This window comes from Brevundimonas mediterranea, from assembly GCF_011064825.1.
Taxonomy (GTDB): domain Bacteria; phylum Pseudomonadota; class Alphaproteobacteria; order Caulobacterales; family Caulobacteraceae; genus Brevundimonas; species Brevundimonas mediterranea_A.
The window spans coordinates 1,210,208-1,222,082 of record NZ_CP048751.1 but is presented as its reverse complement, the minus strand read 5'-3'; the positions used below and the strand labels follow the sequence as shown (position 1 = coordinate 1,222,082).

At 70.8% G+C, this 11,875-nt stretch carries 12 protein-coding genes; 7 read left to right on the top strand and 5 right to left on the bottom strand.

What is annotated here, in order from left to right:
* Positions 1-3: 3 nt before the first annotated feature.
* The 5 genes from GYM46_RS06035 to hisC are packed head-to-tail and all read left to right on the top strand — an operon-like array spanning position 4 to position 6,175.
* Positions 4-2,775: an ATP-dependent DNA helicase gene (locus tag GYM46_RS06035; protein ID WP_008259995.1), complete on the top strand. Its 2,772-nt coding sequence runs from the start codon at positions 4-6 to the stop codon at positions 2,773-2,775.
* A 1-nt stretch (position 2,776) separates the two neighbouring features.
* On the top strand, positions 2,777-3,250 hold the full coding sequence (gene ybaK, locus GYM46_RS06030; protein ID WP_008261801.1) for a Cys-tRNA(Pro) deacylase: 474 nt from the start codon (positions 2,777-2,779) through the stop codon (positions 3,248-3,250).
* Between the two features lie 56 nt (positions 3,251-3,306).
* Entirely contained in the window at positions 3,307-4,359 is a 1,053-nt protein-coding gene (locus tag GYM46_RS06025) for a DUF2125 domain-containing protein (protein ID WP_008261642.1), read from the top strand.
* Positions 4,359-5,045, top strand: coding sequence for a hypothetical protein (locus GYM46_RS06020; protein WP_008259757.1), 687 nt, complete (start codon positions 4,359-4,361; stop codon positions 5,043-5,045). The genes GYM46_RS06025 and GYM46_RS06020 overlap by 1 nt, the downstream gene beginning before the upstream one ends.
* Before the next feature lie 32 nt (positions 5,046-5,077).
* Positions 5,078-6,175 carry a histidinol-phosphate transaminase gene (gene hisC / locus GYM46_RS06015; protein ID WP_008260770.1) on the top strand — a complete coding sequence of 366 codons (1,098 nt, stop codon included), beginning with the start codon at positions 5,078-5,080 and terminating at the stop codon, positions 6,173-6,175.
* Between the two features lie 278 nt (positions 6,176-6,453).
* Here hisC and GYM46_RS06010 read toward each other — a convergent pair whose 3' ends face one another.
* Genes GYM46_RS06010 through GYM46_RS05990 form a run of 5 tightly spaced genes read right to left on the bottom strand, consistent with a single transcriptional unit; the run spans position 6,454 to position 10,253 of the window.
* Positions 6,454-7,239: a MipA/OmpV family protein gene (locus tag GYM46_RS06010; protein ID WP_008260156.1), complete on the bottom strand. Its 786-nt coding sequence runs from the start codon at positions 7,237-7,239 to the stop codon at positions 6,454-6,456.
* A gap of 25 nt (positions 7,240-7,264) precedes the next feature.
* Positions 7,265-7,996 (bottom strand): lysophospholipid acyltransferase family protein, encoded by a 732-nt coding sequence (locus GYM46_RS06005; protein ID WP_008259407.1) that lies wholly within the window; start codon positions 7,994-7,996, stop codon positions 7,265-7,267.
* On the bottom strand, positions 7,997-8,638 hold the full coding sequence (locus GYM46_RS06000; protein ID WP_040349198.1) for a YdcF family protein: 642 nt from the start codon (positions 8,636-8,638) through the stop codon (positions 7,997-7,999).
* A gap of 2 nt (positions 8,639-8,640) precedes the next feature.
* Positions 8,641-9,537 (bottom strand): cell division protein FtsX, encoded by an 897-nt coding sequence (locus GYM46_RS05995; protein ID WP_008258898.1) that lies wholly within the window; start codon positions 9,535-9,537, stop codon positions 8,641-8,643.
* Positions 9,534-10,253 carry a cell division ATP-binding protein FtsE gene (locus GYM46_RS05990; protein WP_008259996.1) on the bottom strand — a complete coding sequence of 240 codons (720 nt, stop codon included), beginning with the start codon at positions 10,251-10,253 and terminating at the stop codon, positions 9,534-9,536. The genes GYM46_RS05995 and GYM46_RS05990 overlap by 4 nt, the downstream gene beginning before the upstream one ends.
* Before the next feature lie 72 nt (positions 10,254-10,325).
* On the opposite strand from GYM46_RS05990, the gene GYM46_RS05985 reads away from it, so the two are divergent.
* Entirely contained in the window at positions 10,326-11,348 is a 1,023-nt protein-coding gene (locus tag GYM46_RS05985) for an MJ0042-type zinc finger domain-containing protein (RefSeq protein WP_008260560.1), read from the top strand.
* A complete protein-coding gene (locus GYM46_RS05980) occupies positions 11,341-11,874 on the top strand; it encodes a phosphoribosyltransferase (protein ID WP_008263870.1) in 534 nt (177 codons plus the stop codon). The genes GYM46_RS05985 and GYM46_RS05980 overlap by 8 nt, the downstream gene beginning before the upstream one ends.
* The last annotated feature ends 1 nt before the right edge of the window (position 11,875 follow it).

Genomic DNA, 11,875 nt, shown 5'->3' with positions numbered 1-11,875 from the left:
GCGGTGTGCGACGACGCGGGAGCGCGCAAGATCGGGCGGGGGGCGGCTGAGGGCTTCTTCACCGACGGACCGGTGATGGTGGCCCACGCCTCTTTGACGGCGCGGCGGCTGGGCCTGACGCCGCCGCCCCGGTCGGCGGATCTGATGGATGTGCTGGAGCTGTACGCCTTCGTCCGGCCGGCGCGGTTCTGCGCTCCGTCGCCGACGGGCCTGGCCCTGTCGCTGGGCCTGGCCGAGCCTCGGTCGGCCGAGGATCAGGCGGGCGCGCTGCGCGAGGCGGCGGGTCTGCTGCTGGGCGAACTGGCGGCGCCCGCCTATCCCGAGCGCGAGGCTGCCTATGTGCTGGCTCTGACGATGCAGCGCGCCGGCTGGGCCTGGGGCGACCGGGTGGTGCAGGCGCTGAAGGACGGCGGGGTGCGCGCGCGTCAGCATCGCGGTTCGGGCCTCGACGTCTGGAGCCGGCTGACGGAATGGGAGGACGAGGCCGCGCGTGGCGAGGCGGGGTCGGCCCCGGTCGATAGCGAGAGCGCGCGGATTCGGCTGGCGAAACTGCTTCAGGCCTCGGGTCTGGACGAGACGCGGCCGACCCAGTCGGACTACGCCGCCGAGGCCGCCTTCGCCTTTTCGCCGCGCAACGAGGAGGGCCGCCCCCGCATGCTGCTGGCCGAGGCGGGCACAGGCACGGGCAAGACCCTGGGCTATCTGGCGCCCGCCTCCCTGTGGGCCGAACGGAACCAGGGAGCGGCTTGGATCTCGACCTACACCCGCGCCCTGCAACGCCAGATCGACCGCGAGAGCCATGCCCTGTGGCCCGACCCGGAAGAGCGCAAGAAGAAGGCGGTGATCCGCAAGGGGCGCGAGAACTATCTGTGCGTCCTGAATCTGCAGGACATGGTCCAGGCGGCCCAGCTCGGGAACGGCGACCTGGTCGGCCTGGCGCTGGCGGGACGCTGGGCCGTGCATACGCGCGACGGGGACATGACGGGCGGCGACTTTCCCGGCTGGCTGCCGGGCCTGTTCGCCATGCCCGCCGCCCATGCGGCGGGGGCGGCCAATCTGGTGGACCGGCGCGGCGAATGCGTCCACGCCGCCTGTCCCCACTATCGCAGCTGTTTCGTCGAGAAGACCATCCGCGCCAGCCGACGCGCGGACCTGGTCATCGCCAACCACGCCCTGGTCCTGACCCAGGCCGCTCTCGACGGCGCGCGCTCGGCCCGGGGCCAGAAGCAGGACGGCGAGACGGCCGCCCTGAAACGCATCGTCTTCGACGAGGGCCACCACCTGTTCGACGCCGCCGACAGCGCCTTTTCCGCCTGTCTGTCGGGCCAGGAGGCGGCCGAGCTGCGCCGCTGGATACGCGGTCCTGAGGGGCGAGGTCGGCGCGGGCGCGGGCTGGAGCAGCGGCTGGGCGACATGGTCGGGGACAATGAGGCGGCGTTGAAAGCCCTTCAGGACGCCATCCGCGCTTCGGCCGCGCTGCCGGGCGAGGGCGTGTCCGGCCGCGTCGCCCCCGCTTCAGGTGAGGTGAACCCCATCGGTCCCATCGAGGCCTTCCTGGCCGCCGCCTTGGATCAACTGCGGGCGCGCACGGCCGAGACCAACACATACGGCGGGCCGGAGTTCGGCATGGAGTGCGCGCTGAAGCCGGTGACCGACCCCGTGGCCGAGACCGCCCGCGCGGCGGCTCAGGCTCTGGCGGCCATAGAGGCGCCCCTGCTGGCCCTGTCGCGGCATCTGGAGGACATCCTCGACGACGAGGCGGCCGAGCTGGACGGGTCGCAGCGGTCGCGGATCGAAGGGGCGTTGCGCGGCCTGGACCGGCGCGCGCGCATGACCCTGCCCGGCTGGCGCTCCATGCTGGCGGCGCTGGAGGACGGCGGGGATCAGCCCGATCCGGACTTCGTCGACTGGCTGTCGGCCGAGACGGCGTTCGGCCGCATCCATGACGTGGCCCTGCGCCGTCACTGGATCGACCCGACCGTGCCGCTGGAAGCCGCCGTGATCGTGCCGGCGCACGGGGTGCTGGTGACCTCGGCCACCCTGTCCGACCCCTTGCAGGAAGACCCGTTCGACCTCGCGCGTCTGCGCACCGGCTCGGCCCGGCTGATCGAGCCGCCGCGCACCCTGAAGGTCGAGAGCCCCTTCGACTATGCGTCCAACAGCCGGGTCATCGTCGTCAACGACCTGGTCAAGGACGATCCGCGCCAGACGGCGGCGGCGATGCGCGAACTTTTCCTGGCCGCCGGGGGCGGAGGGTTGGGCCTGTTCACCGCCATCCGCCGGTTGAAGGCGGTCTATGAACGGCTCGGCCCGGATCTGGCGAAGGCCGGCGCGCCCCTGTACGCCCAGCACGTCGATCCGCTGGAGGTCGGGGCCCTGGTCGACATGTTCCGGGTCGAGGAGAACTCGTGCCTCCTGGGCACGGACGCCGTGCGCGACGGGGTGGATGTGCCGGGGCGGTCGCTGCGGGTTCTGGCCTTCGACCGCGTGCCCTGGCCCCGCCCGGATCTGCTGCACAAGGCGCGGCGCGAACGGCTGGGCGGCCAGTTCTCGCAAGGGAGGGGCTATGACGACGCCCTGGCCCGCGCCAGGATCGCCCAGGCCTTCGGGCGGTTGATCCGGCGCGGCGACGACAAGGGGGTCTTCGTGATGCTGGACGCGGCCACTCCCACCCGCCTGTTCGCCAGCCTGCCGCCGGGCACGGAGGTCCAGCGCATGGGCCTGGCCGACGCCGTGGCGCTGACCCGCGGTTTCCTGAACCCCGAGATGACCTGAAATGTCGAAGACCACGCCCGCGACCGTCGCCCTGACCAAGGCCGGGGTCGCCTTCGAACTGTTCGCCTATGACTATGATCCCGAGGCGCCGCGCGTGGGGCTGCAGGCGGCCCAGGCTGTGGGAAAAGCCCCGGAACAGGTGTTCAAGACCCTGATGACCCTGGTCGACGGCGCGCCGGCCTGCGTCATCGCGCCGTCCGACTGCGAGGTCAGCATGAAGAAGCTGGCGGCGGCCATCGGCGGCAAGTCGGCGCAGATGATGAAGCCCGCCGATGCGGAACGGTTGACCGGCTACAAGGTCGGCGGCGTCAGTCCCTTTGGGCAGCGCAAGACCGTACCGACGGTGATGGACGAGACGGCCGTTCTGTTTGATCAGATACTGATCAACGGCGGCCAGCGCGGGCTGTTGCTGGGGGTCGCGCCCGAAGCGGCGGCCCGGGCGGCGGGGGCCAGGCTGGTCGACATCACGGCCTGAACGCCTTGGGCGGTCGTCCTTCCTTGGGCTATAGCCGTCTCGACCCCGGAGTTTGAATGACCGACGCACCGACCCAGCGACCCAGCCGTGCGGGCCTCTACGCCCCCTTCATCATCGTGCTGATCGCCCTGGCCGCCTGGACCGGCTGGTGGTTCTATCTGACGCGCCAGATCGACGCCGGCCTTGAGGCCCAGTCGGCCGCCCTGCGCCAACAGGGCTGGGACGTGCGCTACGCCGACAAGCGGATCGTCGGCTGGCCCTTCCGCGCCAATGTGAAACTGACCCATGTGACGATCGCCGCCCCGTCCGGTCACGCCATATCCGCGCCGGAGCTGAACGCCGAGGCCAACGCCTATCAGCCGACCAAATGGGTCGTGGTCGCGCCCGAGGGGCTGATCCTGACCCGGGCCGGCAAGGGCAAGGTCGCCATCAATGGCGACGCCATCCGCATGAGCGCCAGCGGCATCGACCAGCGCTGGCCCAATCTGGCGCTGGAACTGGTCAATCCGATCTTCACCGTCCATCCCGACGGCGAGCCCTTCCCCATCGCCCGGGCCGCACGGATCGAATTCTATTCGCGGCCCCATCTGGCAGGCTCGACCGCCCCGAGCGACGCCATCGACGTGATGTTCCGGCTGGTGGACGGCCAGGGACGCCGCGACGGACCGGTCGAGGGCTTCGCCCAGGACGGCCAACTGACCACCCAGCTGGAGGCCACCGTCGGCCGGGCCGACCTGCTGAAGGTCGGGGACGCGGCCGGGGTGTTTTCGCAATGGACCCAGGGCGGCGGGACCTTCCGCAATCTGCGCGGCGATCTGCAGGCCGGCGACAGTCGCGCCACTCTGAGCAGCGACGTGCTGCGGGCCGATGCGGACGGGCGCCTGGTCGGCCAGGTGGCCCTGCAATCGCAAAAGCCCTTGCCGGCCCTGTCGGGCCTGTTGGAGTCGCGCCAGGGGGCGGTGAACCGGGTCGGGGCGGCTGGAGCCGCCGCTGCTGCGGGGGCGGCGGATGCGGCGGGGCGTGAGGATGTGGCCCTGACCCTGGTGTTCCGCGACGGTCGGACCTGGCTGGGACCCTTCCCCCTGGCCCCGGCGCCCAAGCTGTTCTGATGGGGCTGCTGGAAGCGGCTTCGCCGGACGAGGACCTGCTGGGGTTGGACCAGGCGGTGGCGGCGGCGGTGCGCGCCCGTGTCGCCGCCGGGATGGCGGACCGGTTCGACGCCTCGGTCATCGTCCTGCGCGGCCTGCTGGCGGACGCCGGTCCGGCCGAAGCCGCCGCGCTCAAGGCGGTCTGGGGACGGATCGAGGCGGCGGCCGGGCCGGCGCTGACGGCGAGCGGCGGCATGGCCCAGATCCTGGCGGCTGACCGCTACGGCCTGGGCATCCGGCCCCTGTCGGCCGACGCGGCGCTGAAGGCGGTCGAGGGCGGCGGGCGCGCCCTGATCGACCTGTCGTCCGATCGGCCCTGGTGGGGGCGCCTGCTGGCCCGGCCGGACCTGAGGATCGTCGCCGCCCTGCCGGACGACCGTGGCGCCCGGCCCCAGGCGGTCCTTGTGTCGAAGGCCGTCTCGGGCCCGACGGGCGACGACCGCAGCTTCTGGGTCACTGACAGCGGTTTGTCCGACGCCAGGATCGTCGAGGCCCTGGGCGAGGCCGGACTGGCCGCCGAACCCCTGGCGGCGGCGGGCGGCTTGAAGCTGTTCCTATTGGCAGGCTATGTGCAGGCCGAGGACGGACGGCTGAGCGCGGCCCCCGGCCGCCTGACCGGCGTCATCGGCGCCGCGCCCGTCTTCTGACTTCCCCTCATCTTCCGAGTTCAAGGCTTCCCATGATCGACGCGCCCCAAGGACCCCAGGCAAAGCCCGGCATCCTCGACATCGCCCCCTATGTCGGCGGCAAGTCGTCCATCGCCGGCGTCGCCGAGCCGATGAAGCTGTCTTCCAACGAGAACATGCTGGGGGCCGGGGAAAAGGCGCGCGCGGCCTATGAAGCCGCCATCAAGAACATCCACATCTATCCGGACGGCCGGGCGACCAAGCTGCGCGACGCCGTGGCGGACAAGCATGGGCTGGAGCCCGAGCGGCTGATCTTCGGCAATGGCTCGGACGAGGTCTTCGCCCTGCTGAACCAGACCTATCTGACGGCGGGCGACAATATCGTCTGCGGCCAGTATGGCTTCCTGGCCTATCGGATCAGCGCCTTGGGCTGCGAGGCCCAGGTCAAGCTGGCGCCCGAGCCGAACTTCAAGGCCGAGATCGACGCGCTGCTGGCCCAGGTCGATGACCGGACCAAGATCGTCTATGTCTCCAACCCTTCGAACCCGACCGGCAGCTACAACACGGGCGAGGAGATCCGCCGCCTGCACGCCGCCCTGCCGGCTCATGTGATCCTGGTGGTCGATGAAGCCTATGCCGAATATGTGACCGAGGCCGACTGGGAGACCGCCTTCCCCCTGGCCAAGGCGGCGGAAAACATCGTCGTGACCCGCACCTTCTCCAAGATCCACGGCCTCGGCGGTTTGCGCATCGGCTTCGGCTATGCGCCGCTGAAGGTGGCCGAAGCCATCGACCGCATCCGCCTTCCGTTCAACGTCTCCGTGCCGGGGCTTGAGGCGGCGACCGCCGCTCTGTTCGACGAGGCGCACCAGACGGCCTCGCGTGAGCTGGTGTCGAATTGGAAGCCGCGCCTGACCCAGGCCCTGCGCGGGTTTGGCCTTGAGGTCCTGCCCAGCGCCGGAAACTTCGTGCTGGTCGTGTTCGACGGGGCCGAACGGGCCGCCGCCGCCAATGATTATCTGAACGGCAAAGGGATCATCGTGCGGCCAGTCGGCGGCTACGGCCTGCCTCAGGCCTTGCGCATCACCATCGGGACGGAAGACCAGAACCGGGCCGTGATCGATGCGCTGAGCGAGTTTGCGGCGCAATAAGCATGGGCTTGCGGTCGGTCGGGGTGTTGGGTGGAGTGATCGTGCTGAGCGTGTCCGCCTGCGCCACGCCCTTGCCGCCGCTGCCCACTGACCCGGCTCAGCGATGCGAAGCCCTGGGCGGCCTCGTGCTTGAGGGGCCGCCTATTCAGACATCCGACAGCAAGGTGGAGCGCGGTCAGTTCCTTGGGTGCAACCTAGACCCTCACACGAGCGAAAAGGATGTACGCCAAGCCCGGCGGGCTTGGCGAGAGCATCACAACTCGGGAGGCTGACGCGGATCAGCCGCCGAAGCGGCGGGCGAAGAAGACGCCCGTGCGGATGGTGTCGTCTTCCTGGGACAGGGGGCTGTCGGCCACGTCGCCCAGGCGGCGCTCATAGTTGACCAGGGCGCCGGCGGCCCATTTGTCGTTGATCGGGACCAGCAGGAACAGGCTGGCGCCGGCGCCTTGCAGGCCGCTGTCCGGCGAATAGGCGTCGATGCCGTTGCGGGCGGCCTCGGCGGTGCTGACGCCATAATAGGCGTCGGCCAGCTTGGCGTCGCCGCCGCGCGCATAGACCGAGACATTCATCAGGCCGATCGGCGTCACGCGCTGGTGGCCGACCGAGGCGTAGTATTCCGTGCCCTCGCTGACGTCCGTCACGTCGCGGCTGACCCGGCCGCCGACTACGATATTGCCGGGCAGGCGTTTGAAGGCGTAGGCGGCCACGTCGGCGCCGAAGTCGGGACGATCCAGGTCCAGACCCTCGATGTCTTCGGGCGAGAAGCGCGGACGCAGTTGCAGGCCGGCGCGGAAATCGTCGGTCTTGATCGCGTTCCAGCCCAGACCGTCGATGGCGCTCAGATAGACGACGTCGCGGTAATTGGCGGACACCCAGGGCACGACCCGGGTCTCGGAGCCCGTGTCGCCGCCGCTGTCCTTGCTGTAGAGGGCGCCGACGCCGAGATCGACGGTCCAGCCGTCGGGCGCGGGGCGCATCTGCTCATAGGGCTGGGACTGGGCAAGGGCTGAGCCGGCGAAGGCGGTTGCGGCGGCGGCTGTCAGGGCCAGGGTGCGCAAGGACATTTGGAGCTTTCTCGTACGGAATAGGTCAGTCCATACGTTCGAGCTGGGCCTTTGGCTCCAGCAGGGCCGCAGATGCCGTCTCTATGCGACTTTCCAGCAACGCCATCATCGCCCCGCGCTTCAGGCCGGCGGGGATCGGCTCCAGGAATTCGAACACCACCTTGCCGGGATAGCGGCGGAATCCATGGGCCGGCCAGTGGACGCCGGAGTTGGTGGCGACCGGCCAGCAGGGGCCTTCCAGATCCCGGTAGATGGCGGCGACGCCGGGCTTGTAGTCGCCGGGCACGCCGGGATCATTGCGCGTGCCCTCGGGGAAGATGACGATCTGGCGGCCTTCGGACAGGCGTTCGCGCGCCTGGCGGGTCATGTCCTTCAGCGCCTTGGCGTGGCCGGCGCGGTCCACAGCGATCATCTTGGCCTTCCAGGCGAACCAGCCGAAGAAGGGCAGGGGCATCAGCTCCTTCTTCATCACGAAACAGGCGTCGGGCAGGACGGCCAGCAGGGCGACGATGTCCAGCATCCCCTGGTGTTTCGACGCGATCAGGGCGGCGCCCGACGGGGCGTGCTCCAGCCCCCGCACCTCGACCTTGACCCCCGCGATCCAGCGCAGGCCGAACAGCACGATCTTCGCCCACAGCTTGCACACCCCCTGCACATAGCGGTGCGGCGCCAGAAGTATGGGCGACAGGCCGATGGCGACGATCGGCATCGACAGATAGAGCCAGGCGGTGAAGAGCAGGGAACGCAGGGTGTTCACTTAGGCAGGGGCCTTTTCGGCGGGAAGGTCGGAGACAGGGGTGTCGGACGCGGGGGCGACGCGGCTGAGGCGGCGAATCCCCTCGCGGCCCAGGGCGGCGAGATATTTCATATATTCCAGCGTCATGCGCCGCGCCGTCACCGTCGCGCGCCACCAGTGCCGATTGTCCAGCGACGGGGTCGAGACAGCGTAGGGGGTCAGTTTCACGCCCGGCAGCTGGCCCCGGATCTCCACCAGCGAGCGCGGCATATGATAGTCGGAGGTGACGACGATCAGGTCGTCATAGCCCTTGGACCGGGCCCAGGCCGCGATTTCCTGGGCGTTGCCGACGGTGTCCTCGGCCTCGAAGCCCAGATCGACGCAGCAGTTGAACAGACGGCTGGAGCCCGGCGTCAGCTCACGCAGCTCGCGACGGCGGACCTCGCGATTGACGCCCGAGATCAGCACGCGCTGGCCCTTGCCCTGCTCCAGCAGGCGGATGGCGGCGTTGACCCGTTCGGCCGAGGGGCCGGTCAAGGCCACGATGGCGTCGGCCGGGGCGGGATCTTCGGCGGGCGTCAGTTCGCGCACCCGATGGGCGAAGGCGAACAGGCCGACCAGCCAGATCAGGGCGACAATGCCGATGACGACGAGCAGTCTCATCCCTACCCCCGACCTGAACCCAGAACCTGCATGGCGGCGAATCTGGCCGCGACAAGCGCCACCGTAGCCGCCAGCAGCGGACATGGCGAGAGCAGCAGCAGGTCGCCCCAGGTCACGGGCAGGGCCTGGGTCAGACCGTCCGATCCGCCCAGGAACCGCAGGAAGGCCAGGAGCAGCCCCGCCAGCCCCGCCCCAATGGCCCCGGCCCCGGCTGCGATCAGGGCGAAGCGGCGCTGGAACAGCCAGGCGATGCGGCCGTCGGTCGCGCCGTTCAGGCTCAGGGTCTCGATCACCCCGCGCCCGGCGGCCAGGCCGGCGCGGGTGGCGTAGGCGATGGCGGCGGCGGCGGCGAAGGCCGTGGCCAGGAAGGCGGCGCCGGCCAGGGCGGTGATCAGGGCGGCCGAACGTTCGACCTCGCCGCGCCAAAGGCTGTGGTCGTCGACCGTGGCGTCCAGCCCGGCCTCGGCCAGGGCGCGGCTGAGGCTGACCGCGCTGGCGGGGGCGTTCGGGTTCAGCCGCACCGTGACCAGATGGGGCAGGGGCAGGTCGGGCAGGACGGCGTCGCCCAGCCAGGGCCGCAGCAGATCCTCGGCCGCCTTGCGGTCCAGGGCCGCCGCCTCCTCGACCCCGGCGACGCCGGACAGGGTCTCGGCGGCGCGGGCGGCGGCGGTGTCGCCGGTCTCGCCGACGCGGGGGCGGACCTGCACCGTCGCCTCGGACCCGAGCTGACGCGCCCAGCCGTGGGCGGCGCGGTCGGCGGCCGAGGCGGCGACGGCGGCCAGACAGGCCAGGAAGCACAGGACGGCGATGACGGTCATCAGCCAGGGCTCGCCGGCGGCCGCCGGGGGCAGCAGGCCGGGACGTCCCCGTGAAAGCCGGAAGTCGGAAAGGCGGATCATGCGGCGGCTCGGGCGGCTTCGGTCAGCCGGCCCTGGTCGAGCCGCAGGACCTGGGCGCCCGAGCGCTCGGCCAGGGCCTGGTCATGGCTGGCGATCAGGACGGTGGCGCCCAGCCGGTTCAGCGACTGGAACAGGCGCAGCAGTTTCTCGGCCATGACGGCGTCCACGCTGCCGGTCGGTTCGTCGGCGACGATCAGGCCGGGGCGGGTGATGACGGCGCGGGCGATGGCCAGCCGCTGTTTCTCGCCCCCGGACAGGGCCGGGGGGCGGGCGTCCATCCGGCGGCCCAGGCCGACCCATTTCAGCATTTCCTCCACATCGGCGGCGTAGTCGGCTTCTCGCCCGCCCGCCAGCCGCAGGGGCAGGGCGGCGTTGTCGAAGGCGGACAGGTGGTCCAGCAGGCGGAAATCCTGGAACACCACCCCCATGCGGCGGCGAAAGGCCGGGATGTCGCGCCGGTCGATGTCGGACACATCGGCGCCGAACAGGCGAATGGTCCCCGTGGTCGGCCGATCCACCAGGGTCAGAAGCCGCAGAAGCGAAGACTTTCCGGCGCCGGACGGTCCGGTAAGGAAGTGGAAAGAGCCTCGCGTCAGAATGAGGTTAACGTCTCGCAGCACGTCGGGCGCGTCCGCATAGCCGAAACCCACGCCCGACAGGCGGACGGTCTCGGTCACAGGGGCGGAATCGACGGCGCTGGGTGGCGAGGACGGCATTGAGATTTGTTTCAGGGACAGGGCGCGAAATCGCGCCTTACAGGAGGGGGCGACAGCCTCGCAGTCAGCCACATGATACTGACCTGCCCCGCCTGCGCCACCAGCTATTTCATTCCCGACGACGCCGTGGGCGCGAACGGGCGCAAGGTGCGCTGCAAATCGTGCGGCGAAGTCTGGCGCGCGACCAGCGACGAACCGCTGGAACTGAGCGTCGCGCCCGAACCGCGCGTCATCTCCACGCCCGAGCCGGAACCTGCGCCCGAGCCCGCCAGCCTGGCCGAGACGCCGGCGCCGGAACTGCCCAAGGCCTTTCGCGCCCGCGCCGAACAGCAGCGCCGCCTGCGCCGCGCCGCCACCCACGGCGTGGTGTGGGCGGGCCTGGCCAGCGCCTTTGTCGGCCTGATCGTCTCGGCCTTCCTGTTCCGGATCGAGGTGGTCGAGGCCTTTCCGCGCGCCGCCGCCGCCTATGCCGCAGTCGGGACGCCGGTGAACCCGGTCGGCCTGGACTTCGAGGCGATGACGGCCAAGGAGGTTCCCAATCATCCCGGCATGGTTCTGGTGTCCGGTGCGCTGCGCAATGTGCGCGACGCCGAGATCGTGGCCCCGCCCGTCCGGGTCGCGCTGCTGGACGAGCATGGCGCAGAGGTCGGGTTCAGGATCGTCGCCATCGACGCCGCCCCCGTCCTGCCCGGCAAGGTCCAGGGCTTCGCCGTCCTGATCCCCGATCCCGGCGGTCATGCGGCCGACATCGGGGTCAATTTCGTGACGCCCGACGCGCCTCACGCCAAGCCGGCCGCTGCTCACGCCGCGCCCGCCGAAGCGGCGCCGGCGGCGGATCACGGCGAAGATCATGCTGCGCCTCAGGCGGCTCCTCATGCTGCCCCTGCTCACGAGCCCGATCACGCGCCCGCCGAAACGGGCGGCGGTCATGCGCCGGCGAACGCTCATGCTGAGCTTGCGCCCGCCTCCAACGGCCTGAGATCGGCGGTCGCGCCGGGCGTCGCCGCGCGCAACGCCCAGGCGCCGATCGAGGCCCGACCCATTCGCGTGGTGGACAACGGGCACGGCGAGGCGGTATCCGCCTCGCATGGCTGATCCCTCCCCCAAGCCGACCGTCCTGCTGGCCGAGGCCGACATCGCCCGCGTCGTGGCGGATCTGGCCGCGCGCATCGCTCCGGTTATCGACGACGACACGGTCGCCGCCGTCCTGCTGACCGGCGGTCTGTGGTTCGCCGCCGACCTGACCCGCGCCCTGTCGCGACTGGGGCGCAATGTCCGGTTCGACGCCCTGTGGCTGGCCTCCTACGGCGACGACAAGACCAGCCGGGGCAAGATCGACGTCTACGCCCCGTTCCAGCGGCCCATCGCCGGGCGGCGCGTGCTGATCCTGGACGATGTGTTCGACACCGGCCTGTCCCTGGCCGAGGCGGGACGGATCGCGCGCGAGGCCGGGGCCTCGGAGGTCCTGACCTGCGTCTTCGCCCGCAAGCCCTGGCCCGCGCCGCGCGCCCCCGAGCCGGACTTCGTCGGCTGGGAGGCCCCGGACCGTTTCCTGGTGGGCTACGGACTGGACAACGCCGGCGGATTGCGTGGCCTTCCGGACATCTGCGCGCTGGATTAGA